Origin of the sequence: Streptomyces sp. x-80, from assembly GCF_046549095.1 — a bacterium.
GTDB lineage: Bacteria > Actinomycetota > Actinomycetes > Streptomycetales > Streptomycetaceae > Streptomyces > Streptomyces celluloflavus.
In genome coordinates, this window is sequence record NZ_JAJPWM010000003.1 from 452998 (window position 1) to 479420 (window position 26423).

A 26423-nucleotide genomic window follows, 5' to 3' on the forward strand; every position below is an offset into this window, starting at 1 on the left:
CGCGTGGGGCCGCGGTTCCGACCGCCGGCCCCGTCAGTGCTTCGGCCCGATGTGACGGTCCATGAGGGCCACGGAGGCGCGCCGGGCGACGGAGACGGACTGCGCCCGGCGGGACTGGCGCGAGGGCCGCCACGCCACGCCGACCTTGTCGAGAGTGTCGGTACAGAGCCGCAGGATGTCGGTGGACGTGTTGGTGAAGAAGTACCGCGGGTACTCGTAGCGCTTGCGCTCCCCGCCGGCCGTGCGCGTCGTCCAGTTGGTGATCCGGCAGCCGTCGGAGTGGACGAGCCCGCGGAGGAACTCCCAGGGATGCGCGTCCACGATCTGCTGCTGCCAGGCTTCGAGGACGATCGGCCGCTCGTGCTTCTTGCCGGGGCCGTGCTGGGGGAACAGGCACCATAAGTGCTTTGAGTAGACCTTCACGTTGTGGCAGCCCTTCCTGCGGACCCGGCATACGGAGTTGTCGGGGAAGACGGCACGCATCGCGGCTTCGCAGGCGTCCATCAGGCCCGGCCAGGCGTCGTCGCACGCGATCATGAGACTCGGGACGCGGTGGGCCGCATGCTGGATGATGTGTCCGTCGCCGAGGTAGAGACTCAGTAGATACGAGTAGGCTGCCGCGTCGAGTTCGCGACCGTCGCACCGTGGGCATTTCGGGTTGTGGGCGCCTGGACACTCTCCGCGCTTGGCGCGGTCCATATGTCGCCAGTAGGAGACGGTGCCAAGTGGGATGCCCATGGCGCGGGCGACATCTGCGTTCCTGGCCCCCGCGCGGAGCTTGGCTACAGCTCTCTGTCGTACGTCTGTGCCGTGAAAAGTCATGTCATCACTGTGCGTGATGTTGCATGCTCCCAGGGGCGCAATGCGGATGATTCACGAGAAGGTGAAATTCCGCTGGTAGCGGTGCCGGGTGCGGGACTCGAACCCGCAAGCCCTTTCGGGCAGATGTGTTTGAGACATCCGTGTATGCCATTCCACCAACCCGGCCGGTGGCTTCAGACACCATACCGTGTGCGCCATAGCGGCCGCCGCTAGGTAGGCTGCAAGGGCACCGCCTGCCCGCACCGAGGAGTCCCGTGAGCGCCGCCGAGCCCGAGCAGCACGTCGCCGATGACGATCAGTCGCACGTCCCGCCGCTGACCACGCGCGTTGTGATCGCCGAGGACGAGGCCCTCATCCGTCTCGACCTCAAAGAGATGCTGGAGGAAGAGGGCTACACCGTCGTCGGCGAGGCCGGGGACGGCCAGACGGCCGTCGAGCTGGCCCGGGAGCACCGCCCCGACCTGGTGATCCTGGACGTGAAGATGCCGGTCCTGGACGGTATCTCGGCCGCCGAGAAGATCGCCGAGGAGAGCATCGCGCCGGTCCTGATGCTGACCGCGTTCTCGCAGCGTGAGCTGGTGGAGCGGGCGCGTGACGCGGGCGCGATGGCGTATCTCGTGAAGCCGTTCTCCAAGAGCGACGTGGTCCCGGCGATCGAGATGGCCGTGAGCCGTTTCACCGAGCTGAAGACGCTGGAGAAGGAGGTCGCGGACCTCACCCAGCGGCTGGAGACGCGCAAGCTCGTGGACCGGGCGAAGAGCGTTCTGCAGACCCAGTACGGGCTGACCGAACCGGCCGCGTTCCGCTGGATCCAGAAGACGTCGATGGACCGCAGGCTCTCGATGCAGCAGGTCGCCGAGGCGGTCATCGAGGACGCCGCGGAGAAGAAGCAGAAGGACCGGGAACAGAAGGAACAGCGGGAGCAGAAGGACGCGTAGCGACGCGCGCCGAGCGTGTGCGGCCCCGTACCGGTGACTGACCGGTGCGGGGCCGTCGTCGTGGTGCGGGCGGCCGGAGCCGGCGGGGTCAGTCCTCGCCGAGGTACGCCTTGCGGACGGATTCGTCGTGGAGGAGTTGTGGGCCGGTGCCGGAGAGGACGATGCGGCCGGTTTCCATGACGTGGCCGTGGTCGGCGAGGGAGAGCGCGGCGCGGGCGTTCTGTTCGACGAGCAGGATGGTGGTGCCCTGGGTGCGGAGTTCGCGGATGGTGTCCATGATCTTTCGCATCATGATCGGGGACAGGCCCATGGAGGGTTCGTCGAGCATCAGGAGTCTGGGGCGGGACATCAGCGCGCGGCCCATGGCGAGCATTTGCTGTTCGCCGCCGGAGAGGGTGCCGGAGGCTTGCTTTCTGCGTTCGCCGAGGAGGGGGAAGAGGTCGTAGACGCGCTGTATGTCGTGTGCGACGGCGCTGGTGTCCTTGCGGAGGAACGCGCCGAGCTGGAGGTTCTCGGTGATGGTGAGGCGGGGGAAGAGGCGGCGGCCTTCGGGGGAGTGGGCCAGTCCGCGGGCGACGATGTGGTGGGCGGGCAGGGCGCCGAGTGGTTCGCCGTCGAAGGTGATCCGGCCGGCGAGGGGGGTGTGGAGGCCGGAGAGGGTGCGCAGGGTGGTGGTCTTGCCGGCGCCGTTGGTGCCGATGAGGGTGACGACCTGGCCGGCTTCGACGGAGAAGGTGATGCCTTTGACGGCTTCGATCTTGCCGTAGGCGATCCGCAGGTCCTCGACCTGGAGCAGGGCGGTCATCGGCGGTCTCCTGGTGGCGGCTGGGTCGTGGGGTCGGTCCGGTGGGCCGGGGTTGTGGGCCGGTGGGCGGTTGTCGTGGTGTCTTCTTCGGTGGGGGTGCCGAGGTAGGCGGCGATCACGCGTTCGTCGGCCTGGACGGTTTCCGCGGTGCCTTCGATGAGTTTGTGGCCCTGGACGAGGACGGCGACGCGGTCGCAGAGGTTGAAGATGAAGCGCATGTCGTGCTCGATGACGAGGACGGCGGTGCCCTGGTCGCGGATGGCGAGGACGAGGTCCTGGGTGGCGCGGGTTTCGTGGGGGTTCATGCCGGCGGTGGGTTCGTCCAGGAGGAGCAGGCCGGGTTCGCTGGCGAGGGCGCGGGCGATTTCGAGCTTGCGTTGTTCGCCGTAGGGGAGGTTGCGGGCGAGGTGGTCGCGTCGGGTGGCGAGGCCGGTGAATTCGAGGAGTTCCATGGCGCGTTCTTCCGAGGTGCGTTCGGCTTTTTTGAAGCCGGGGCCTCGGAGGAGGGCGGACCAGAGTCCTTCTTTGGTGCGGGTGTGGCGGCCGACGAGGGTGTTTTCCAGGACGGTCATGTTGGCGAAGAGGCGGATGTTCTGGAAGGTGCGGGCGATGCCGGCCTGGGTGACGAGGTGGGGTTTGGGGGAGAGGCGGGTGCCGTTGAAGCGGACGGTGCCTTCGGTGGGGGCGTAGAGGCCGGTGAGGCAGTTGAAGAAGGTGGTTTTTCCGGCGCCGTTGGGGCCGATGAGGCCGACGATCTCTCCGGTGTCGACGGTGAGGTCGACGCCGCGTACGGCGGTGAGCCCGCCGAAGCGCATGGTGACGCCGGCGGCTTCCAGGATGGTCCCGGTCCCGGTCCCGGCGTGGGGCGGGGTGGTGGGTGTGGTCATGGTGTCCTCAGCCCTTCGCCGGGGTGGAGCCGGGCGTCGCGCCGGTGCCGGGGAGGCGCCGGCCGGGCGGGTCGGGCCGGCTGGTCTCGTGGAATTCGAGCTGTTTTCTGCGGTCGGGGATGAGGCCCTCGGGCCGTAGGCGCATCAGCAGGACGAGGGCGATGCCGAAGAGGAGCAGCTGGTAGTCCTGGAGGAAGTCGAGTTTGGCGGGGATGAGGAAGAGCAGGGCGGCGCCGATGAGGGGGCCGCTGAGGGTGCCCATTCCGCCGAGGATGACGGCGGCGAGGAGGAAGGCGGAGTTGGGGGGCTGGGGGCCGGCGAACTGGAACTGTTCGGGGGTGGCGGTGGTGACGACGTGGGCGTGGACGGTGCCGGCGAGTCCGGCGAGGGCGGCGCCGAGGGCGAAGGCCAGGAGGCGGAGGCGGAAGCTGTTGATGCCCATGGCGACGGCGGCGGTTTCGTCTTCGCGGATGGCGATCCAGGCGCGGCCGATACGGGAGGCGGCGGCGCGGCGGAAGACCAGGACGACGAAGGCGGTCACGAAGATCATGAGCAGGTAGTAGTTGCCGTAGGTGGCGAGGGGGATGCCGAGGATGTGGTGGGGTTCGCCGAAGTTGAAGCCGAGGATTTCGAGGTTGGGGATGTTGGGGATGCCCATGGCGCCGTTGGTGATGTCGGGGCCGGTGGTGCCGTTGAGGTTGAGCATGGCGATGCGGAAGATCTCGCCGAAGCCGAGGGTGACGATGGCCAGGTAGTCGCCGCGCAGGCGGAGGGTGGGGGCGCCGATGAGGACGCCGAAGACGAGTGAGGCGGCGGCCCCGGTGAGGAGGGCCGCCCAGAAGGGGAAGTGGAGGCCGAGGGTGGATTCGGGGGACCCGGAGACGAGGGCGGCCGCGTAGGCGCCGACGCCGAGGAAGGCGACGTATCCGAGGTCGAGGAGTCCGGCGAGGCCGACGACGACGTTGAGGCCCAGGGCGACGGTGGCGAAGATCAGGATGTTGGCGCCGATGATCGTGTACTGGTCGGTGTCCTGGGTGAAGGGGAAGCCGGCGGCGGCGGCGAAGGCCGCGCCGAGGGCCACGCCCCGGTGCCGGTGGGTGAGTTCGGTGAGCCGGGTGAGAAGTCCGGCCCGGTGGAGGGCGGGGACGGCGAGCACCATGAACAGGAGATAGCCGACGAAGGGCGGGCCGTCGTCGGTGTCGATGCCGTAGGTGAAGGCGAAGAGCCCGGCGGCGAAGGCGGCGGCGATGAGCGGGATCTCGGCCCAGGGCGGGAGTGACAGGGTGCGGCGTCGTACGGGGGTGGCGGCGAGGGCGCCGGTGAAGCGTTGCCAGGTGGTGGTGGGGGGTGGCGTGGTGGTGCGATCGGCGGGCAGGCCGAGGGCGCCGATGAGGGTGGTGAGGGAGGTGATGCCGGCGAGAAAGCCGCCGGGTTCGAGGTTGACGAGGCCGCCGAGGTCGATGGCGATGGCGATGAGGGTGAACCAGGTGGTGGCGAAGGTGGCGAGGGCGGCGAGGAGCACGGAGGCGTTGCGGCCGCCGGGGGTGAGCCGGCGCAGGCCGGGGAGGCCGAGTCCGGCGGTGGCGAGGAGGAGGGTGAGGAGGCCGCCGGCGAGGGTGACGGTTTGCAGGCCGGCGGGGGATCCGTAGTAGGTGAGGTCGCCGGGGAAGGCGCTGCTCCAGGTCCAGGCGAGGCCGGTGGTGGCGGCGGTGGCGAGGGCGGCCGTGGCGGCGGTGATGCGGGCGGCGCGTTCGGGGAGGGGGAGGACGCCGGGGTGGGGGTGTGGTGTCGTGCTGGTGGTTTTGGTGGTGTCGGTGGTCATCGCTATCACGCCCGATCCGCGACGCGTTCGCCCAGGAGGCCCTGTGGTCTCAGGAGGAGTACGAGGATGAGGAGGACGAAGGCCCAGACGTCCTTCCAGGCTCCGCCGCCGAATTGCTGCATACCGGGGATCTCTTCGATGTAGGCGGTGGAGAGCGCTTCGGCGACGCCGAGGACGAGGCCGCCGAGCATGGCGCCGTAGACGTTGCCGATGCCGCCGAGGACGGCGGCGGTGAAGGCTTTGAGGCCCATGATGAAGCCCATGCGGAACTGCACCTCGCCGGTGCGCAGACCGTAGGCGACGGCGGCGACGCCGGCGAAGGCGGCGCCGATGGCGAAGGCGAGGACGATGATGCGGTCGGTGTCGATGCCCATGAGCCTGGCGGTGTCGGGGTCCTGGGCGGTGGCCTGCATGGCGCGGCCGCTGCGGGTCCTGGTGACGAACAGGCCGAGGGCGATCATGCAGACGGGGGCGGCGATGATGACGAAGAGGTCGCCGCGCTGCACGGTGGCGCCCAGGATGTCGAGGGCGCCGCCCTTGAACTGGGGGAAGACGCGGGCCTGTTTGCCGTCGGGGTACCAGCGCCAGACGGCCTGCTGGAGTGCGAGGGAGAGGCCGATGGCGGTGATGAGCGGGGCCAGGCGGGGTGCGCCGCGCAGTGGCCGGTAGGCGAACCGTTCCGCCGCGACGCCGACGAGGACGGATACGGCGATGCCGCCGAGGAGCATGACGGGCAGGGCGAGGGCGAGCGGGGTGCCGGCGGGGAGTGCGAGGTGGACGCTGAGCGCGCCGAAGCCGCCGACCATGAAGATCTCGCCGTGGGCGAAGTTGATGAGCTGGACGATGCCGTAGACCATCGTGTAGCCGATCGCGATGAGTCCGTACATCGCGCCGAGGATGAGTCCGTTGGCCAGCTGTTGCGGCAGTTCGCTCACCGCTGGGCCTCCGAGGGGTGGGAAGTGACGGGGAGTTCCGGGTGCCGGTGTGCCGCGGGCCGCGCCAGGGGGGTGGGGGCGTCCTGGCGCGGCCCGGGGTCACCGGCCGGTGCGGTGCGGGCCGGTCAGCTCTTGTCGGACTTCTTGAATTCCGCGCTGAAGCGGGAGACCCAGGTGCCCTTGTCGACCTGGTAGGCGGTGATCATGGTGTTGGTGGTGTCGCCGTAGGCGTCGTAGGAGACGCGGCCGGTGACGCCGTCGAAGGAGACCTTGTTCATGGCGGTGACGACTTTTTTGCGGGCGTCGGCGGGGAGTGTGCCGCCGTTGTCGGCGACGACTTTCTTGACGGCCTGGACGAGGGACCAGGTGGCGTCGTAGGCGGAGCCGCCGTATGTCTCGTAGGGCTCCTTGAACTGGGCCGCCTTGTAGTCGGCGATGAACTTCTTGGCGGAGGGGAGCTGTTCGACGGGTTTGCCGATGGAGGAGGCGTAGTCGCCCTGCGCCTTCTTGTTGAGCTTGATGTAGTCGGCGCTGTACATGCCGTCGCCGCCCATGAGGGGGACGGCGAGGCCGCCGTCTTTGAGCTGCTGGCTCAGGGGGCCGGAGGCGGGGTATTCGCCGCCGTAGAAGACCAGGTCGGGCCGGGCGGCGACGGCCTTGGAGACGACGGCCTTGAAGTCGCGGTCGTCGGGGCTGATGTGTTCGCTGCCGGCGATGGTGCCGCCGAGCTTGCGGAACTGGTCCTTGAAGGAGGAGGCCAGGCCGACGCCGTAGGTCTTCTGGTCGTCGATGACATAGGCCGTCTTGGCCTTGAGTCTCTCCCAGGCGTACTGGCCGTCGAAGGCGCCCTGGATCTCGTCGGTGGTGGCGGTGCGGAAGTAGGTGGGGAACTGGCGGACGCGCTTGTTCTGTTTCCAGTCCTTGCCCTGGGTCAGGTCGGGTGTGGTGTTCGCCGGGGAGATCAGGGTGAGGCCGTTCTGCTGGGAGATCTGCTGCATCGACTGGGCGACGCCGGAGTTGATCGGGCCGACGACGCCCAGGACGTCCTTGTCGCCGGCGAGTTTGGTGGCGTTCTGCTGGCCGACGTTGGGCAGGGCCTTGTCGTCGAGGGCTTCGAGGCGGAAGGTGACGCCTTTGACCTCGGAGGTCTTGTTGGCGGTGTCGATGGCGAGCTGGACGGAGTTGCGCATGCCCAGGCCCAGGGCGGAGAGCTCGCCGGTGATGGGGGCGTCGACGCCGATGACGACGGTGGCCGCGGATGTGCCGCCGCTCTTCTTGTCGTCGCTCCGGGAGCCGCACGCGGAGAGCGTGAGGGCGCCTGCGGTGACCGCGGTGGTGAGTATGAGCAAGGAACGGTGACGCACGATCAGTCCTTTCCCTGGCGCGGCCATTGCGTGTCGCACGGCCGATTCGCGCACCGGGCTGTACGGCGTGGTACAGGGTCCGTGCTCGCAGCGCGCCCGGCGGCGCGGTGACTGGCGGTGACTCTAGAGGGGTGTTCGATTTCCCGGGAGTGGCGCTGTGAAGGATGTGACGCTCTTGTTATGTCATGCGATGAGCGTTATGCCGTCATGGTCCTTACCGCGGGGACGGGCGCCGAGCGGAAGGTGAACTCACGCTTCCACAAGGGGATTTGGCGCGCTGTGACGGAGGCGCGTCCGGATATCGGAAGCGGTGGGCGCGGTGCGGACGGGCGGGTGAGAAGCCCTGGATGCGGGGCTGGTACGGCATCGCGCCGGTGTCACGCAGCGTTACGGCAAGGTGGTGTGAGGTGGGGCGGCGCGGGCGCGCGGGGGCCGCCCCGACGGGAGTACGGGAGAACGGGAATGCGGGAATGCGGGAGTATGGGAATGCGTACGGCCCCGCTCCGGAGGTGCCGGGCGGGGCCGTATCGGGTGGGGCGGCCGGTGCGGGGGGCGTCAGCCGTGGGCGGTGGGGTCCGCGTCCCGCAGCAGGCAGGTCAGCCGGGCGGTGCAGACCCGCTTGTCGTGCTCGTCGGTGACGGCGATCTCGTACGTCGCGGTGGTGCGGCCCCGGTGGACGGGGACGGCGACGCCGGTGACCAGGCCGGAGCGGGCGCCCCGGTGGTGGGTGCAGTTGAGGTCGACGCCGACCGCGATCTTGGCGGGGCCGCCGTGCAGCATGGCGCCGACGGAGCCGAGGGTTTCGGCGAGGACCGCGGAGGCGCCGCCGTGCAGCAGTCCGTAGGGCTGGGTGTTGCCCTCGACGGGCATGGTGCCGACGACGCGGTCGGGGGCGGCCTCCAGTACCTGCACGCCCATCCGGCGGCCGAGGTCCCCGGCGGAGAAGAGGGTGGACAGGTCGAGGCCGAGGTCGGCCCACCGGTCGAGGACCTCCTGCGGGAACTTCGTGGATCTCTGCTCGCCCATGCCCTGCCGCTCCGTTCGCTCGCACGTGATCGCTGTCGGTCTGTGGATGTTCCTATCAGGCCACTGAGCGGGCGCTCGGCGCGGGGTTGCCGTCCCGCCGTACGGCCGCGGACGGTCAGTCCCGGTGCGGCTGTTCCAGGCGGATCACCACGGACTTGGCGGCGGGGGTGTTGCTGGTGTCGGCGGTGTGGTCGAGCGGGATGAGGACATTGGTCTCGGGGTAGTAGGCGGCGGCGCAGCCGCGGGCCGTCGGGTAGTGGACGACGCGGAAGCCGGGCGCGCGCCGTTCGCTGCCGTCCGTCCACTCGCTGACCAGGTCGGTGTACGCGCCGTCGGCCAGGCCCCGTTCGCGGGCGTCCTCGGGGTGCACGAGCACCACGCGGCGGCCGTTCTTGATGCCGCGGTAGCGGTCGTTGAGGCCGTAGATGGTGGTGTTGTACTGGTCGTGGGAGCGCAGCGTCTGGAGCAGCAGCCGTCCTTCGGGGACGACCGGGTACTCCACGGGTGCGGTGGTGAAGTTGGCCTTCCCGGTGGCGGTGGGGAAGCGGCGGCTGTCCCGGGGGGCGTGCGGGAGGGTGAAGCCTCCGGGGCGGGCGGCCTTGGCGTTGAAGTCGTCGAAGCCGGGGATGACGGCGGCGATGCGGTCGCGGATCGTCGCGTAGTCCTTCTCGAACTCCGCCCAGGGGGTGTGGCTGGCCTCGCCCAGGACGCGGCGGGCCAGGCGGGTGACGATGGCGGTTTCGGAGAGCAGCTGGGGGCTCGCGGGCTCCAGGCGTCCCCGGGAGGCGTGCACCATGCCCATGGAGTCCTCGACGGTCACGAACTGTTCGCCGCCGCTCTGGACGTCGCGTTCGGTGCGGCCGAGGGTCGGCAGGATCAGGGCGCGGGCGCCGGTGACGACGTGCGAGCGGTTGAGCTTGGTGGACACGTGGACGGTGAGGCGGGCGCGGCGTACGGCGGCCTCGGTGACGTCGGTGTCGGGGGTGGCGGAGACGAAGTTGCCACCCATCGCGAGGAAGACCTTGGCCTGTCCGTCGCGCAGTGCGCGGATGGCGCGGACGACGTCGAGGCCGTGCTCGCGCGGCGGGGCGAAGCCGAATTCCTTCTCCAGGGCGTCGAGGAAACCGGGCTCGGGCCGTTCGAAGATGCCCATGGTGCGGTCGCCCTGGACGTTGCTGTGCCCGCGTACGGGGCAGACGCCGGCACCGGGGCGGCCGATGTTGCCGCGCAGCAGGAGGAAGTTGACGATCTCCTGGATGGAGGGGACGGAGTGCTTGTGCTGGGTCAGGCCCATCGCCCAGCACACGATCGTGCGCCGGGACGCGAGGATCATGCGCAGCGCGCTCTCGATCTTCTCGCGGGTCAGGCCGGTGGCGCGCAGCGTCGCGTCCCAGTCGTCGTCGGCGCGGGCGGCCGCGGCGAACTCCTCGTACCCGTGGGTGTATTCGCGGACGAACTCCGTGTCTACGGCGCCGGGGTCGTCCGCCGCCGCTTCCAGGATGAGGCGGTTGAGGGCGCGGAAGAGGGCCTGGTCGCCGCCGAGGCGCACTTGCAGGAAGAGGTCGGTGAGGGCGGTACCGCCGCCGGCCAGGCCGCGCGGGGTCTGCGGGTTCTTGAAGCGCTCCAGGCCGGCTTCGGGCAGCGGGTTGATCGAGATGATCTTTGTGCCGCCGGCCTTGGCCTTCTCCAGGGCGGTGAGCATGCGCGGGTGGTTGGTGCCCGGGTTCTGCCCGGCGATGATGATCAGGTCGGCCTGGTAGAGGTCCTCCAGCAGGACGCTGCCCTTGCCGACGCCGATGGTCTCGCTGAGCGCGGAGCCGGACGACTCGTGGCACATGTTGGAGCAGTCGGGGAGGTTGTTGGTGCCGAATTCGCGGGCGAAGAGCTGGTAGAGGAAGGCGGCTTCGTTGCTGGTGCGGCCGGAGGTGTAGAAGACCGCCTCGTCGGGGGAGTCGAGTGCGGTGAGCTCCTCGCCGATGATGTCGAAGGCCCGCTCCCAGGTGACGGGGGTGTAGTGGTCGCCGCCCTCTGCCAGGTACATGGGGTGGGTGAGCCGGCCCTGCTGGCCGAGCCAGTAGCCGCTGCGGCCGGCGAGGTCGGCGACGGAGTGGTCGGCGAAGAAGGCGGGGGTGACACGGCGCAGGGTGGCCTCTTCGGCGACGGCCTTGGCGCCGTTCTCGCAGAACTCGGCGGTGTGCCGGTGCTCGCCCTCGGGCCAGGCGCAGCCGGGGCAGTCGAAGCCTTCCTTCTGGTTGACCCGCAGGAGGGTGAGGGCGGTGCGGCGGACGCCCATCTGCTGCTGGGAGATGCGCAGGGCGTGGGTGATGGCCGGCAGGCCGACGGCGGAGTGCTGGGGTTCGCTGACCTCCGGCGCGTCCTGGACGGGGTCCGACGCGGGCGGCTTGCCTGCCATGGCGCTCTCCCTTGAGCCGAGTGATGGTGCGGTCTCCGCCGGGGCGCGGCGGATCGTTGCCGTACACACTCAATCCTGTCACGGAAGGGAGGAGCGGTGTAGGGGCGGCGGCGGGGGAGCGGCCGCACCCGGCGGGCCGGCGGGCACGGGGCGGGGCGCGGGCGGCCGGCGAGCGGCCGTCGCGGCGGGGATTGTCAGTGGGGCGTGGCAGGATCGGGGGCGTGGCAGCAAAGGCAGCGAAGAAGAGCGAAGCGACCGGCACCGAGGCGGCGGCGGGCGGCCGTCCCCGCCTGCTCCTGATGGACGGGCATTCCATGGCGTACCGGGCGTTCTTCGCCCTTCCGGTGGAGAATTTCACCACCGCCATGGGGCAGCCGACCAATGCGATCTACGGCTTCGCGTCGATGCTCGCGAACACTCTGCGCGATGAGGCACCTACGCATTTCGCGGTGGCGTTCGACGTCTCGCGCAAGACCTGGCGCTCCGAGGAGTTCCCGGAGTACAAGGCGAACCGCGCCAAGACGCCCGACGAGTTCAAGGGCCAGGTCGAGCTGATCGGCGAGCTGCTCGACGCGATGCAGGTCAAGCGCTTCGCCGTCGAGGGGTACGAGGCGGACGACGTCATCGCCACGCTGGCCACCCAGGCCACGGCGGAGGGTTTCGAGGTCTCGATCGTCACGGGCGACCGCGACTCCTTCCAGCTCATCACCGACGATGTCACGGTCCTCTACCCCACCAAGGGCGTCTCGGAGCTGACGCGCTTCACTCCCGAGAAGGTCGAGGAGAAGTACGGCCTCACCCCGGCGCAGTACCCGGACTTCGCGGCGCTGCGCGGCGACCCGTCGGACAACCTCCCCGGCATCCCGGGTGTGGGGGAGAAGACCGCCACCAAGTGGATCAACCAGTTCGGTTCGTTCGAGGAGCTGGTGGCGCGGGCCGAGGAGGTCAAGGGCAAGGCGGGGCAGAACTTCCGCGACCACCTGGAGGCGGTCAAGCTCAACCGCCGGCTGACGGAGATGGTCCGCGACGTCGAGCTGCCCTGCGGCCCGCAGGAGCTGGCCCGCGAGGCGTACGACCGCCAGGCGCTCAAGGTCTTCCTGGACGCGCTGGAGATCCGCAACCAGGGCCTGCGGGACCGGCTGCACGCCGTGGACCCGGGCGCGGCGGAGACCGCCGACGAGGCCGCGCCGGCCGCCGGCGTCGAGGTGGACGGCACGGTCATCGGCGCGGGCGAGCTCGCCCCGTGGCTGGCCGAGCACGGCGCGGGGCCGCTGGGCGTGGCGACGGTCGACGTCTGGACGCTGGGCACCGGCAGCGTCGCCGAGGTGGCACTGGCCGCGGCCGACGGCCCGGCCGCCTGGTTCGACCCGGCCCAGCTGGACGAGGCGGACGAGCGGGCCTTCGCCGCCTGGAGCGCGGACGCCGCCCGGCCCAAGGTGATGCACAACGCCAAGGGTCTGATGCGGGTCTTCGGCGAGCACGGCTGGTCCGTCGACGGCGTCACGATGGACACCGCGCTGGCCGCCTACCTGGTCAAGCCCGGCCGCCGCTCCTTCGCGCTGGACGCCCTCTCCATCGAGTATCTGGGGCGCGATCTCGCCCCCGTGGCGGCCGACGGTCAGCTGGCCTTCGGCGCCGACGAGCAGGCCGAGGCGGACGCCCTGATGGGCCAGGCGCGGACGGTCCTGGACCTGGGCGCGGCGTTCGGGACCAAGCTGGCGGAGGTCGGCGCGGCCGAGCTGCTGCGCGAGGTGGAGCTGCCGACCAGTGTGCTGCTGGCCCGGATGGAGCGGGCCGGGATCGCCGCGGACCGCGACTGGCTGGAGCAGCTGGAGCAGCAGTTCGCGGGCGCCGTGCAGCAGGCCGTGCAGGAGGCGCACGCCGCCGCGGGGCACGAGTTCAACCTGGGTTCGCCCAAGCAGCTCCAGGAGGTCCTCTTCGGCGAGCTGGGCCTGCCCAAGACCAAGAAGACCAAGACGGGCTACACCACCGACGCCGACGCCCTCGCCTGGCTGGCCGCCCAGACCGAGAACGAACTCCCGGTGATCATGCTCAGGCACCGGGAGCAGGCCAAGCTGCGCACGACGGTCGAGGGCCTGATCAAGACCATCGCCGCCGACGGCCGGATCCACACCACCTTCAACCAGACGGTGGCCGCCACCGGCCGGCTCTCCTCGACCGACCCGAACCTCCAGAACATCCCGGTGCGGACGGACGAGGGCCGGGCGATCCGCCGCGGCTTCGTCGTCGGCGAAGGCTTCGAATCGCTGCTGACCGCCGACTACAGCCAGATCGAGCTGCGGGTGATGGCCCACCTCTCCGAGGACGAGGGCCTGCTGGCGGCGTTCACCTCCGGTGAGGACCTGCACACCACCGTCGCCTCCCATGTCTTCTCGGTCGGCAAGGACCAGGTCGACCCGGAGATGCGCCGCAAGATCAAGGCGATGTCCTACGGCCTGGCGTACGGCCTGTCGGCGTTCGGCCTCTCCCAGCAGCTGGGCATCCAGCCGGATGAGGCCCGCAAGCTGATGGACAACTTCTTCGAGCGGTTCGGCGGGGTGCGCGACTATCTCCAGCGCGTGGTGGAGGAGGCCCGCGCCACCGGCTACACGGAGACGATCCTCGGCCGCCGCCGCTACCTCCCGGACCTCAACAGCGACAACCGCCAGCGCCGCGAGATGGCCGAGCGGATGGCGCTGAACGCCCCGATCCAGGGCACCGCCGCCGATATCGTCAAGATCGCCATGCTGAAGGTCGACGCGGCGCTGCGCGAGGCGAAGCTGGCGTCCCGGATGCTGCTCCAGGTCCACGACGAAATCGTGGTCGAGGTGGCCCCCGGCGAGCGCGAGAAGGTCGAGGAACTGGTCCGCCGGGAAATGGCCGCCGCCGTCGAACTGAGCGCCCCGCTGGACGTCTCGGTCGGCTCCGGCACGGACTGGGAGTCGGCGGCGCACTGACCGCGGCCGCCCGGGGCCAGCGCCTGGCCCCGCCCCGGTCCGGCGCCCGGGGCGGGGCCCCGTCCTCCTCCGGCGGGCCGGAGATCCGGCGCGGGCCCGCCTCCCGGCGGGGTCGGCCCCGGACCCGGACCCAGACCCGGACCCGGACCCAGACCCAGACCCGGACCTGGACCCGGACCCGGACCCAGACCCGGACCCGGACCCAGACCCAGACCCGGACCTGGACCCGGACCCGGACCCGGATCCGGCCCCAGACCCGGACCCGGACCCAGACGCGGACCCGGACCTGGACCCGGACCCGGACCCGGATCCGGACGGTCCGGGGCGGCGGTGTCTGCTGTCCTGCCGCTCCAGACGCGAAGTGCGTCAGGACGGGGACGAGACACGGGAACGGAAGCCGGGACGGGGCGAGTACGAGTGCAGGGTCGGAGGCGGGGAGCGCGGCAAGGGGCCGCGCCGGTGCCCGGCTTCCGGCTCGCGGGGGACTCCGGGCTCGCGGCAGACTCCGGGCTCCCGGGGGATGCGGGCTCCAGGCCGGGAGCCACCGCCCCGCCGGGTGTCATCCCCATCCGGTGTCACACCCGCCTCACCTGCGGCACGGCGTCGCGTACGGCGCCCGCACTGGGTGCGGTGCCCGCACTGGGTGCGGTGCCCGCACTGGGTGCGGTGCCCGCACTGGGTGCGGTGCCCGCACTGGGTGCGGTGCCCGCACCGGGTGGGACGCCTGCACCGCGTACGGCGCCCGCACCGCGTACGGCATCCGTACCCCATGTCACCACCGCATCCCATGCCGCATCCGCATCGAGTACGGCCCCATCGGGTGCGGCGCCCGCACGGTGTGCCGCCCACGGTTCCGGTGCGGCGACACCGCCGGCCGCTGAGCGGCCGCGGCGCGTCAGGGCCCGGAAGCGCGCATCCGCCGACGGCGGCGGGGGGCCTCCGCACCCGTCTCCCCGGACGCGCCTCGCGGCTGCCACGTCCCGCCGCCGTCGGTCGGCCGGGGCCGGCGCGTACGCCGGTGCCGGAGCCGTACGACGATGGCGTAGAGCGGCAGGCCGAGGGCGAGGCCGGCACCGGCGCCGAAGAGAACGGACGGGACGTAGTCGAACCAGGTCGCCGCGTCGCCGTAGACGGCGTGCGCCCGCACCGTGCGGTGGACCGCGCCGGCGAGTACACACAGGACGACCGGGCCGGCCGGCAGCAGCCGCCACCGGACGGTCAGCGCGGGGACGGCGGCGAGGGCCACCCCACCGGCCACCCCACCGGCCGCCGCACCAGCACCATGTGCCGTCACGTCAGCACCACCCGCACCCGCACCCGCACCCGCACCCGCAGCCGGTCCCGAAGTCCCACCGGCAGTCACCCCCGGCATCGCGCCCCCGCCCCCGGCCTCGCCGCCGCTCTTCAGCGCGGACCAGAGGAACCAGCCGATCGCGCCCAGTGCGAGCGCCGACGTGCCGTACTGGAGATACATCGTCAGCGGGCGGCCGCCGACGGTCCTGCCCAGGACGGGGATCAGCCGGGTGCCCCAGAGGCCCGGGTGGGTGAAGGCGTCCCAGACGACATGGGTGGTGGAGCCGAGTACCGCCGAGAGGCAGAACCACCCGGCCGACGCGGCGAGTTGGCGCGGCCGGTGCGGGCGCCACGGGCGCCCGCGGACAAGCGCGTGGACCCGGCCTTGCCAAGCCCGGGGCAGCAGGGCCACGAGCGGTTCGCGCAGCAGCAGCCAGCCGCCGACCAGCGCGACGGTGATCAGGACATCCACCGTCAGGACGCCCCGCAGGCTGTGGGTGAAGGCGCCGAACAGCATCGCGCCCGGAATCAGCGAGTCCGCGAAGTACGTCACATCCGGCGCGAAGGAGCCCGCGACGAGCGCGGAGGCGATCAGCGGGCCGCGCGCCGCCCCGGTCCGCCGGACGGCAGGAAGCACTGCCGCGGCGTGGCTGAGCGTGAATGGCATGGATCGCTCCCGGTATTTTCTCTGAACAAATCGGATCGTTGTGCGGGCCGACGAGATCGTTGTGCGGGCCGACAAGAATGCTGGCTGCCCGTCCTGAGTTGTCGTAGTCTCGCTGAGTTGGAGTGCTGGGGAGCGCCGTGCCGCGTCATCCGCGCGGTCGGGCAACGCGGAGGGGACGGCAGGAATGGCAGCCAGGTACGGACGGCGGCTCCGCAAAGGAGCGGCTTCGACGGCGGTGGCGGCAGCAGCGCTCGCCGCGCTGACCGCCTCTCAGGCGCCGGGCGCCGCGCAGAGCGTTGTCGCCAAGGAACAGTCCGCGCCTCCGCCCCCGCCCGCGGACACCTCCGTCGACGGCGGCTCGGCGTACTACACCGATCTGCCGCCCCTCAACAGTCCGGTACCGCCCGGCGGTTCGGACGGGCCCGGCGGCACCGCCGGCACCGGCATCGGAACCGGCGCCGCCGAGGCCGGTATCCCCGCGACGGTGCTCGCCGCGTACAAGAAGGCCGAGGCGGCGATAGCCGAGTCCGATCCGGGGTGCCGGCTGCCCTGGCAGCTGCTCGCCGCGATCGGCAAGGTGGAGTCCGGCCATGCGAACGGCGGCGCGGTCGACGCCGAGGGCACCACCCTCAAGCCGATCCTCGGCCCGCAGCTCAACGGCAACGGATTCGCGAGCATCCCCGACACCGACGGCGGCCTCTACGACGGCGATCCCAAGTACGACCACGCCGTGGGCCCGATGCAGTTCATCCCGTCCACCTGGGCCAAGGGCGGCCACGACGGCAACGGCTGGGGCGCCGACGGCAACGGTGACGGCAAGAAGGACCCCAACAACATCTTCGACGCGACGCTCGCCGCCGGCCACTACCTCTGCAACGGCGGCCGCGACCTGTCGGTGCAGCGCGACATGGAGCGCGCGATCCTCAGCTACAACTACTCCCAGGACTACCTCCACACGGTGCTGTCCTGGTACGCGTACTACCGCAAGGGCACCCACGAGGTGCCGGACGGCACGGGCACCCTGCCGGTACACCGCAGCGGCTCGGGCACCGGCGGCGGCCCGGCCGGTGGTGCGCCTCCCGGCGCGGACGGTGCGACACGTCCCGGCGCGCACCCCGGCGGCTCGGGCACCGGCGGCGCCAAGCCCGGCAAGGTGACGCCGGACAAGCCGAAGGAGCCCGCCGGGCCCGGCGGTTCGCACGGTTCCGGCGGCTCGTCCGGCGGCGGTGACAAGCCGGCCCCGACGCCCACCCCCACCCCTACCCCCACCCCGCCCGCCAAGCCCGCGCCGCTCACCGCCCTCGAACGGGTCGGCGACAAGAGCCTGACCGCCACCGCGGGCACCGAGTTCGCCGCGCCGCCACAGGTGCGCGCCAAGGACGCCGCCGGCAAGCCCGTCGCGGGCGCCCCCGTCCGGTTCACCCTCGTGGGCTCCACGGACGCCCGCTTCCCCGGCGACGCGACCGCCGTCACCGTCACCACCGGCAAGGACGGCCTGGCCACCGCCCCGACGCTGCGCGCGGGTGACAAGGCCGGTGCCTTCACCGTCCGGGCGACCGCCGTCGGCCGCACCGTGCCCGCCGTCGACTTCGACGGGACCGTCAAGGCCAAGCCCGCGCCGAAGGCCGACGCGCTCGCCCGTACCTCCGACAAGGAACTGACGGCGACCGCGGGCGCGGCGTTCGCGGACGACGCGGTCGAGGTCGAGGCGACGTACCAGGGCAAGGCGGCGGCGGGCGTGCGGGTCACCGCGACGATGATCACCGACGACCCGAAGAACCCGGTCGAGAACGGCGAAGGCCCCTACTTCAAGGACCCCGGGGCCACCGGTGCGGACAAGGACAAGCCGGTCCGCACCCTGACCACCCTCACGACGGACGCCAACGGTCTGCTGAAGCTTCCGAAGATCTACACCGATGCGCACGCCGGGACGTTCCAGCTGAGGCTCACCACTGCCGACGGCGCCGTACTGACCGTCAAGCTGAACGTCCGGGCGCCGGCGGGCTCGTAGCAGCCCCGCCCGGCCAGGGGCCCCGCCCCACGGCCGCCCGCCCCGCCACCACATCACCCCGGAGCACCTCATGCACCGCCGTCCCGCCCGCACCCGGGCAGGGGCGGCGGTGCAACGTGTTCTCATCTGTGCCGCCCATTGCTACGGTGCCCCCGCCCTGACGCCGCATCAGCTCTCCGGGAGGCCGGCCATGCGCGCCCTCAAAGCAGCCGCGGTCGGACTGGCCGCCGCGCTCGCCCTCGTCTTCGCCGCCACGGCGATCGGCGGGCCCGCCGGTCAGACCTCGCCCGAACCGCTGCTGACCACCGTCCCCGCGCACCCCTGAGGGAGGGACACCGCCGCCATGCGCCGCACCGCCAGTCTGGTGCTCCTCGCCGTCGCCGTCTTCTGTACCGCCCTGTCCCCGCTGCTGCGGTGGTACGCCTTCCCCCGGCTCGCCAAGATCCCGCCCGGCCAGTACCAGACCATGGTCCTGGAGGCGTCGCCCGCCACCCTTGTCGACTACGGGACGATGAAGGCCAGGCAGGTGCCCAAGGTCACCATCGTGCAGACCCTCAAGGGCAATGTCGCCGAGTCCGGCCGGATCGCGAAGACCGCGGGCCGCGATGTCGTCGTCTGGGACACGCTGTCCTACGTCGCGGGGCCCGACGGCAAGATGGTCTCCGAGATCCCCGAGCGCTACATCTTCGACGCGCACTCCCAGGAACCCGTGCACGCCACCGGCGAGATGGTCGACGGCGACCCGGTCCGCCGCATCGGCATCGAGTACAAGTGGCCCTTCCTCACCGAGAAACGCGACTACACCTACTTCGACGCCCAGACCCGCACCTCCGCCCCCATCCACTACAAGGGGACCCGCACCTTCCGCGGGCTGGAGGTCTACTACTTCGAGCAGACCATCCCCTGGACCAAGGTCCCGCTCCCCAAGAAGATGCCGGTCCAGGGCATCACCCCGGAGTCCGTCGAGAAGCTGGGTACCACCCGCTGGTACACCACCAAGCGGATGTTCTGGGTGGACCCGGTCACCGGTGCGCCCGTCAACGGCCAGGAGATCCACAAGGAAGAACTGCGCGGCGGCCAACTGCTGCCCGGCGGCGGTAAGGTCACCGCCTTCGCCGGCCATGTGAAGATGCGCGCCGACTACGTCGACGCCACCGTGGCCCTCGTGAAATCCCAGCGGACCCTGGTCCTGCTGCTCACCCGCTACCTCCCCTGGGGCTTCCTCGCACTCGGCGCCGTGCTGCTCGCCCTCAGCCTGTACCTGGAAGCCCGCGGCCGCCGTCCGGGCCCCGGCACCGTCGGCGGAGACCGGCCCGAAACCGAAAGCGGCCCCGGCCCCGGCTCCGACCCGGGCGGCCCCGTACCGCCGCCGTCCGCGCCCCGCACTGTCAGTGGCGGCCCGTAGGGTGTCCGTATGACGCAGACGAACCGCCCGCCGCCCGGTGAAGTGGCGTACTGGACACCGGAGTTGACCCGCCCTGCCCGTGGTGACGGAGCCGCCGCGGCCGCACCGCTCCGGCGAGGAGGCGGCCCCTGGCCCCACGCCAAGGAAACGGTCCGCGGAGCCCGCCCGCACCCCGCCCGCGCGCCCGCCGCGCCCTCAGCCCCGCTTGAGCCGCGCCGTCGTGTGCCGGGTCGGCTCGGCCGTCGAAGGATCCTCCGGCCAGGGGTGCTTGGGATAGCGACCGCGCAACTCCGCGCGCACGGAGCGGTACCCGCCCTGCCAGAACGAGGCGAGATCGGCCGTGACGGCGGCCGGACGCCCGGCGGGGGAGAGCAGATGCACGAGGACGGGCACCCGCCCGCCGGCCACCCGCGGTGACTCCTGGCGGCCGAACAGCTCTTGCAGCTTGACGGCCAGTACCGGCTGCTCACCGCCGTAGTCCACCCGCACCCGCGACCCGCTCGGCACCTCGATGCGCTCCGGCGCCAGCTCGTCGAACCGGGCCGCGTCGCCGGTCGCCCACGGCAGCAGCCGGGCCAGCGCCTGCCCCGCGTCGACCCGCGCCAGATCGGCCCGCCGCCGCACCCGCCCCAGCTCCACCCCCAGCCACTCCTCGACGCGCGCCAGCAGCGCCGCGTCCGACACATCGGGCCACGGCGCGCCCAGCTCCCGGTGCAGAAACGCCATCCGCTGCCGCAGCGAGACCGCCCCCGGCGACCAGCGCAGCAACCCCGGCCCCTCCTGCCGCAGCCCCGACACCACCGCGTCCCGCAGCAGCCCGGGACCGGGCGCGGTCAGCGGCCGGGCGGTCAGCTCGATCGCCCCCAGCCGGGTCACCTTCCTGGCCACCACGTCCCCGTCCGACCAGCGGACCTCCTCGCCCGAGGAGTACAGCGCCCGCGCCGCGGCGCGGGCCGTCGCCTCGTCGATCACCGCCGCGAGCCGCACCCGCGCCGAGGCCGCCGCCACCGGCCGGTCCGCCACCGCCACCGCCAGCCATGCGGCATCACGCAGCCGCGAGCCGTCCCCGGCCCGCGACCCAGGGCCGGGCCCCGCCCCGGCCAGCTCGGCCCCGGTCCCCGACGCCATCAGATAGCTCCCCACGCCTCGCATCCGCGCCACCCGCTCCGGAAACGCCAACGCGGCCACCAGCCCGGCAGCGGCATCGTCCCCCGACCCCGCCCCCTCACCTGTCCGCAGGCCCCCGACGGCCTCCGTACCCCCGCCGGCACCGGAACTCCCGCCGGCCGCCGACCCGCCGGCCGCCGATACCAGCCGCCGCGTCTCCTGCCGCCACCTGGCGGCGTACGCGTCACCGCCCCGGCGCGCCGTGCGCCACGCACCGGCCAGATCGTCGCCGTACGTGCGCGGTGGCTCCTCGCTCAACAGGGCCACCACCTCCGCGGCCCGCCGCAGGCCGACCTCCCCGGCACCGTCCAGCAGCGCTCGGGCGAGCCGCGGCGGGAGCCCGAGCCGCCCCATCCGCACCCCCCGGTCCGTCGCCCGGCCGTCCGCGTCCACCGCGCCGATCGCCGTCAGCACCTCCCGGGCCGCGGCCAGCGCACCGGCCGGCGGGGCGTCCAGCAGGGTCAGGCCGGCCGCCGACGGATCGCCCCAGCAGGCCGCCTGCAACGCGAACGCCGTGAGGTCCGCGACCTTGATCTCCGGGTCGGGAAAGCGCGGCAGCCGTCCGTCCTCACCCTCCGACCAGCAGCGGTAGACCACACCCGGCGCCTCGCGGCCGGCCCGGCCGGCGCGCTGCCGCCCCGCCGCCTGCGAGGCCCGTACGGTCGTCAGCGCACTGAGCCCGCGTGCGTGATCCGTCCGCGGCACCCGCGCCAGCCCGCTGTCCACCACCACCCGTACGCCGGGCACGGTCAGGCTCGATTCCGCCACCGAGGTGGCCAGCACCACCCGCCGGGCGCCGTCCCCGCCCGCCAGCACCGCGTCCTGCACCTCGGCCGACGCCCGCCCGTGCACCTGCCACACCTCGGCGTCCACCCCGGTCAGCTGCCCCGCGACCCGCCCGATCTCCCCGACCCCGGGGAGGAAACACAGCACATCCCCCGACTGCTCCCGCAGCGCCCGCCGGACCACCGCCGCGACATGTGTCAGCAGCGCCGGATCGACCCGCATCCCGTGCGCCGGCCGCACCGGCCGCTCCGGCGGCGCCCACACCACCGCCACCGGATGCGACACCCCCGCCGCCTCGACCACCGCGGCCGCGTCCCCGGCGCCGCCCAGCAGCCGCGCCCACCCCTGCGCGTCCGTCGTCGCCGACGCCGCCACCAGCCGCAGCTCCGGCCGCAGCGTCTCGCGCACGTCCAGCAGGAAGGCCGCGGAGGTATCGGCGTCGAGATGCCGCTCATGGCACTCGTCGAGCACCACGACATCGACACCGGCCAGCTCCGGATCACGTTGCAGCCGCTGCAACAGCACCCCGGTGGTCACCACCTCCACGGCGGTACGGGGCCCGGCCCGGCGCTCACCGCGCACCGTGAACCCGACCCGCTCGCCTACTTTCTCGCCCAGCAGCCAGGCCATCCGCCGCGCCGCGGCGCGCGCGGCGATCCGCCGGGGCTCGGCGACCAGCACCCGCCGCGCCGGCCCCGTACCGGTCAGGCCCGCGAGATCCAGCGGCACCAGGGTCGTCTTACCGGTGCCCGGCGGCGCGCAGAGCACCGCCGTACCGGCCCCGTCGAGGGCCTCGCGCAGCGCGGGCAGAGCGGTACGGACGGGCAACTGCGCAAGAGCGTCACGGCGGATCACCGCTCCAGTCTGCCGCCCCGGCGCCCCGCGGCCCCCGGCCGGGCCTCCGCACGGGAACCGGGCCCGTCCCCGGAGCCGGGGTCACCCGGCTCCGGACGCCCTCACTCCGCCACGCAGACGAAGATCGCCGTCCCCGGGATCAGATGTCCACGCAGCGGGGACCAGCCGCCCCACTCCTGCGCGTTCCATTCCGGCCACTCCGGTTCGACGAGATCCACCAGCCGGAACCCGCCGGCCACCACGTCCCGCACCCGGTCACCCAGCGTCCGGTGGTGCTCGACGTACACCGCCCGTCCCGTCCCGTCCTGCTCGACGTACGGCGTGCGGTCGAAGTAGGAGGCGGCCACCGACAGCCCCTCGGGGCCGGGCTCGTCGGGGAAGGCCCAGCGGATGGGGTGCGTGACGGAGAAGACGAACCGGCCGCCGGGCCGCAGCACCCTGCGCACCTCGCGCAGCACCCGTACCGGGTCGGCCACGAACGGCAGCGCGCCGTACGCGGAGCAGGCGAGATCGAAGGAGCCGTCGCGAAACGGCAGCGCCCCGGCGTCCGCCTCCACCAGTTCGGTGCCCCCGGCCGCCTCCGTGGCCGCCCCGTCGGCGATCCGCAGCGCGTGCTGCAACTGCCGGTGCGAGAGGTCGAGGGCCACCGGCCGGGCGCCCTGCGCCGCCAGCCAGCGGGAACACTGCGCCGCGCCGGCCCCGATCTCCAGGATTCGCCGCCCCTTCAGCCCGGCGGCCGGCCCGAGCAGCGCGGCGTCCGCCTCGTCGAGTCCCTCGGGGCCCCAGACGAAGCGGTCGTCCCCGAGGAACGCGCCGTGCTCGCTCTGGTACTCGTCCGCGTTCCTGTCCCACCAGCTGCGACTGGCCCGGCTGCTCTCGGTGTCCGAGGCGCCACGTCGCGTCGCCTCCGGCTCTTGGTCTTGGTTCATCGCGCCCGTCGTCGTAGTCTTCGCTGAGCTTGTAGCAGCAGGGGACTGTGAGGCCGTACGACCTCGCGGAAACATTGCGTGTGCCGGATATAGGGCGTTCTGCCCTGGGTATGCGCCTTCGCGCATTGACCGTGTCCGGCTGCCCCCGTATGCTACAAGTTGCGCTGCGGGCCTGCGCGCCTCAGACGGAGCAGGTCGCGCTCGCATCTGTATGTATGTCCCCTCGGTTTTCGAGGCGCTCCAGTCGCTCCAGTTCGTAAGGAGCTTCCGGAAAATGCGCCTCTGACGCTGTCCGGCTTATGCAGAGGCGATACCGGCTCTCGGCGTAGCAGTACCTACGACTTCAATGTCCGTACCGGAGCCCTTTCCCACATGACGAGCAGCACCGAGACCACCGCCACCACCCCGCAGGTTGCGGTCAACGACATCGGTAACGAGGAAGCTTTCCTCGCCGCGATCGACGAGACGATCAAGTACTTCAACGACGGCGACATCGTCGACGGCGTCATCGTGAAGGTCGACCGGGACGAGGTCCTGCTCGACATCGGTTACAAGACCGAAGGCGTCATCCCCAGCCGCGAGCTGTCGATCAAGCACGACGTCGACCCCAACGAGGTCGTCGCCGTCGGTGACGAGATCGAGGCCCTGGTTCTCCAGAAGGAGGACAAGGAAGGCCGCCTCATCCTGTCCAAGAAGCGCGCTCAGTACGAGCGTGCCTGGGGCACGATCGAAAAGATCAAGGAAGAGGACGGGATCGTCACCGGTACGGTCATCGAGGTCGTCAAGGGTGGTCTCATCCTCGACATCGGCCTCCGTGGCTTCCTCCCGGCCTCCCTGGTCGAGATGCGCCGCGTGCGCGACCTCCAGCCCTACGTGGGCAAGGAGCTCGAGGCCAAGATCATCGAGCTGGACAAGAACCGCAACAACGTGGTCCTGTCCCGCCGTGCCTGGCTGGAGCAGACCCAGAGCGAGGTCCGTCAGACCTTCCTCACCACCCTCCAGAAGGGTCAGGTGCGCTCCGGCGTCGTCTCCTCCATCGTCAACTTCGGTGCCTTCGTGGACCTGGGTGGCGTGGACGGTCTGGTGCACGTCTCCGAGCTGTCCTGGAAGCACATCGACCACCCCTCCGAGGTCGTCGAGGTCGGCCAGGAGGTCACGGTCGAGGTCCTGGACGTCGACATGGACCGCGAGCGCGTCTCCCTGTCGCTCAAGGCGACGCAGGAAGACCCGTGGCAGCAGTTCGCCCGGACCCACCAGATCGGTCAGGTCGTCCCGGGTAAGGTCACCAAGCTCGTTCCCTTCGGTGCGTTCGTGCGCGTCGACGAGGGCATCGAGGGCCTGGTCCACATCTCCGAGCTGGCCGAGCGTCACGTGGAGATCCCGGAGCAGGTTGTCCAGGTCAACGACGAGATCTTCGTCAAGGTCATCGACATCGACCTTGAGCGCCGTCGCATCAGCCTCTCGCTGAAGCAGGCCAACGAGTCCTTCGGCGCCGACCCGTCCGCGGTCGAGTTCGACCCGACCCTGTACGGCATGGCCGCGTCCTACGACGACCAGGGCAACTACATCTACCCCGAGGGCTTCGACCCCGAGACCAACGACTGGCTCGAGGGCTACGAGACCCAGCGCGAGGCGTGGGAGAACCAGTACGCCGAGGCGCAGCAGCGCTTCGAGCAGCACCAGGCCCAGGTCATCAAGTCCCGCGAGGCCGACGAGCAGGCGGCGGCCGAGGGTGCTGCGGCGCCGGCGGCCGGTGGCGGCAGCGGCAACGCCGGTGGCGGCAACGTCTCCGGTGGCTCGTACTCCTCGGAGTCGGCGGACAACTCCGGCGCCCTGGCGTCGGACGAGGCCCTGGCCGCGCTCCGCGAGAAGCTGGCCGGCGGCCAGAGCTGATTGCTCACCGCTAGGCAGTAGCCGATAGGCGAAGGCCCGTTCCCCCTGGGGAGCGGGCCTTCGCCGTGTCCGGGGGTGGTTCTGGCGGGGTCCGCGACCGGGCGGGCCGTCAGCCCACCGGGATGCCCGGGTTGGCGATGCCGCGGCCGCCGGTGACGGTGTTGTCGAGGGCGATGGTGACCGGGCAGTCGGCCGCGTCGTAGTTGGTGATGTTGAAGGCATAGCGGCCGGAGCCCGTCGCACCGCTCAGGTCGGACTTGTTGCCGCGGAAGACCGTGCCGCAGCCCCAGCCCGGCTGCTGGGTGTGGGTCTCGTAGCCGTTGTTGGTGGTGTGGCGGCCGGTGTTGTTCTCGACGAGGACGTCGTTGCCCTTCACGTCGACCCAGGAGTCGTCGAAGTGGACGCCGGTCAGGCCGCTGCCGTCGAAGGTGTTGCCGATGATCTTCGTGCCGGTCGTGCCTTCCTTGACGTCGACGTTCTCGGCGCCGACGCCGGGGCCGATGGTGTTGTCGAGGATCTGCACGTTGTCGCTCTTGTCGTCGGTGCCGCCCGCACTGCCGACGTAGATCCCCTCACCCATCCCGCGGCCGTCCTTGCCGGTGTCGCGGATTGTGGAGTTCCTGATGATCCCGTTCTTGCTGGACTTGCGGAAGTGCACGCCCTCCATGTCCAGGTCGTGGACGGTGACGGAGTCGATGACGACACCGTTCGCGCCGTCCGTCACGATCCCCTTCTGGCCACCGGTGACGGTGATCCCTTTGACGGTCCAGTACGAGGAGCCGTTCAGATGCAGCCCGTAGCCACCGCTCGCGGAGAGCACGGCCTTCGACGAGCCGGTGAGGGTGATCCGGGACGCGGTGCTGCCGGCGACGGAGGTCGTGAAGTTGCCCCGGTACGTCCCGTCGGCGAGCTGGATGGTGTCACCGGGGCGGGCGGCGGTGAGCGCGGCCTTGAGCTGGGCCGCGGTCGATACGCCGATCGCGCGGGCGGGGGAGTGCGAACGGGCGCCGGCGGAGGCGGGGTTGCCGACGGCTGTCGGCGTGACGGTCAGGACGGTGCCGACCGCCAGCAACGCGGCGGCCGAGAGGTGCAGGAGAGGTCCGGTGCGCATGCAACTGCCTTTCCATATCTGAACGTTGGGCGTGAGTGTGAATCGCGAGGGTGCCCGTGAAGCTAGAGGCGTGGCCGAAGAGACGTCAAGGTTTCGCGGTGGATCTGCGCGCATGCCGGACACGGCCGGTCGGCTCGTCAACTCTGCGGTGCGGGACGGTAGTTCAGAGGTGTGAATTTTGGCGCCGCTGTTGCCGAAGGCGGGGTGGAACGTGGAGGTGGGGTGGCGGACTCCGGCATCGGACCGTGCGAGCTGGTGGCGTTGTCCGTGGCGTGAACGTGGCGCGATCTCGTCGGTGCGGCAGCCGGATCGTCGGAGCGGCCGGTGCCGGTGGTGT

General features: G+C 71.5%; 18 protein-coding genes and 1 tRNA gene. 6 read left to right on the top strand and 13 right to left on the bottom strand.

Translation table 11 applies throughout. The features are described 5' to 3' along the window. Positions 1-33 precede the first annotated feature (33 nt). Both ACLJWH_RS07555 and ACLJWH_RS07560 read right to left on the bottom strand, forming a co-directional pair. Positions 34-822, bottom strand: coding sequence for a helix-turn-helix domain-containing protein (locus ACLJWH_RS07555; protein WP_411140796.1), 789 nt, complete (start codon positions 820-822; stop codon positions 34-36). A gap of 82 nt (positions 823-904) precedes the next feature. Beyond that, positions 905-987: transfer RNA gene (locus tag ACLJWH_RS07560), tRNA-Leu, on the bottom strand. An 89-nt stretch (positions 988-1076) separates the two neighbouring features. Between ACLJWH_RS07560 and ACLJWH_RS07565 the strand changes: the two genes are divergently transcribed. Continuing rightward, a complete protein-coding gene (locus ACLJWH_RS07565; protein ID WP_052854769.1) occupies positions 1077-1760 on the top strand; it encodes an ANTAR domain-containing response regulator in 684 nt (227 codons plus the stop codon). A gap of 88 nt (positions 1761-1848) precedes the next feature. Here the strand turns inward: ACLJWH_RS07565 and ACLJWH_RS07570 are convergent, their stop codons facing one another. From ACLJWH_RS07570 to ACLJWH_RS07600, 7 genes are all read right to left on the bottom strand, one after another. Continuing rightward, the gene (locus tag ACLJWH_RS07570; protein WP_411140797.1) at positions 1849-2565 is read right to left on the bottom strand and encodes an ABC transporter ATP-binding protein; all 717 of its coding nucleotides are present in this window, start codon (positions 2563-2565) and stop codon (positions 1849-1851) included. Then, positions 2562-3452, bottom strand: coding sequence for an ABC transporter ATP-binding protein (locus tag ACLJWH_RS07575; protein WP_411140798.1), 891 nt, complete (start codon positions 3450-3452; stop codon positions 2562-2564). Before ACLJWH_RS07575 ends, ACLJWH_RS07570 begins: the two co-directional genes overlap by 4 nt. A gap of 7 nt (positions 3453-3459) precedes the next feature. Then, positions 3460-5274 (bottom strand): branched-chain amino acid ABC transporter permease, encoded by a 1815-nt coding sequence (locus ACLJWH_RS07580; protein ID WP_411140799.1) that lies wholly within the window; start codon positions 5272-5274, stop codon positions 3460-3462. A 5-nt stretch (positions 5275-5279) separates the two neighbouring features. Continuing rightward, a complete protein-coding gene (locus ACLJWH_RS07585) occupies positions 5280-6209 on the bottom strand; it encodes a branched-chain amino acid ABC transporter permease (protein ID WP_411140800.1) in 930 nt (309 codons plus the stop codon). Between the two features lie 125 nt (positions 6210-6334). Continuing rightward, positions 6335-7558: a branched-chain amino acid ABC transporter substrate-binding protein gene (locus ACLJWH_RS07590; protein WP_411140897.1), complete on the bottom strand. Its 1224-nt coding sequence runs from the start codon at positions 7556-7558 to the stop codon at positions 6335-6337. 570 nt (positions 7559-8128) lie between these two features. Continuing rightward, positions 8129-8599 carry a PaaI family thioesterase gene (locus ACLJWH_RS07595; RefSeq protein ID WP_411140801.1) on the bottom strand — a complete coding sequence of 157 codons (471 nt, stop codon included), beginning with the start codon at positions 8597-8599 and terminating at the stop codon, positions 8129-8131. A gap of 115 nt (positions 8600-8714) precedes the next feature. Beyond that, positions 8715-11012 (bottom strand): FdhF/YdeP family oxidoreductase, encoded by a 2298-nt coding sequence (locus ACLJWH_RS07600; protein ID WP_411140802.1) that lies wholly within the window; start codon positions 11010-11012, stop codon positions 8715-8717. Between the two features lie 299 nt (positions 11013-11311). On the opposite strand from ACLJWH_RS07600, the gene polA reads away from it, so the two are divergent. After that, positions 11312-13969, top strand: coding sequence for a DNA polymerase I (polA, locus tag ACLJWH_RS07605; protein WP_411140898.1), 2658 nt, complete (start codon positions 11312-11314; stop codon positions 13967-13969). Positions 13970-14864: 895 nt separating this feature from the next. Here polA and ACLJWH_RS07610 read toward each other — a convergent pair. Further along, positions 14865-15929: a DUF4184 family protein gene (locus tag ACLJWH_RS07610; protein ID WP_411140803.1), complete on the bottom strand. Its 1065-nt coding sequence runs from the start codon at positions 15927-15929 to the stop codon at positions 14865-14867. 184 nt (positions 15930-16113) lie between these two features. Between ACLJWH_RS07610 and ACLJWH_RS07615 the strand changes: the two genes are divergently transcribed. The 3 genes from ACLJWH_RS07615 to ACLJWH_RS07625 all read left to right on the top strand — a co-directional run bounded on the left by ACLJWH_RS07615 (position 16114) and on the right by ACLJWH_RS07625 (position 19345). Further along, positions 16114-17940, top strand: a complete 1827-nt coding sequence (locus ACLJWH_RS07615) for a lytic transglycosylase (protein WP_411140804.1) — start codon at positions 16114-16116, stop codon at positions 17938-17940. 190 nt (positions 17941-18130) lie between these two features. After that, on the top strand, positions 18131-18265 hold the full coding sequence (locus ACLJWH_RS07620; protein ID WP_411140805.1) for an SPW_0924 family protein: 135 nt from the start codon (positions 18131-18133) through the stop codon (positions 18263-18265). Between the two features lie 18 nt (positions 18266-18283). Continuing rightward, positions 18284-19345, top strand: coding sequence for a DUF3068 domain-containing protein (locus tag ACLJWH_RS07625; RefSeq protein ID WP_411140806.1), 1062 nt, complete (start codon positions 18284-18286; stop codon positions 19343-19345). 195 nt (positions 19346-19540) lie between these two features. On the opposite strand, the gene hrpB is transcribed toward ACLJWH_RS07625, so the two are convergent. After that, positions 19541-22153: an ATP-dependent helicase HrpB gene (hrpB, locus tag ACLJWH_RS07630; protein WP_411140807.1), complete on the bottom strand. Its 2613-nt coding sequence runs from the start codon at positions 22151-22153 to the stop codon at positions 19541-19543. Between the two features lie 101 nt (positions 22154-22254). After that, a complete protein-coding gene (locus tag ACLJWH_RS07635) occupies positions 22255-23082 on the bottom strand; it encodes a class I SAM-dependent methyltransferase (protein ID WP_411140808.1) in 828 nt (275 codons plus the stop codon). Positions 23083-23454: 372 nt separating this feature from the next. Between ACLJWH_RS07635 and rpsA the strand changes: the two genes are divergently transcribed. Next, the gene (gene rpsA, locus ACLJWH_RS07640; RefSeq protein ID WP_052854745.1) at positions 23455-24975 is read left to right on the top strand and encodes a 30S ribosomal protein S1; all 1521 of its coding nucleotides are present in this window, start codon (positions 23455-23457) and stop codon (positions 24973-24975) included. Positions 24976-25084: 109 nt separating this feature from the next. Here the strand turns inward: rpsA and ACLJWH_RS07645 are convergent, their stop codons facing one another. Then, on the bottom strand, positions 25085-26086 hold the full coding sequence (locus ACLJWH_RS07645; RefSeq protein ID WP_411140809.1) for a nitrous oxide reductase family maturation protein NosD: 1002 nt from the start codon (positions 26084-26086) through the stop codon (positions 25085-25087). Between the last annotated feature and the right edge of the window lie 337 nt (positions 26087-26423).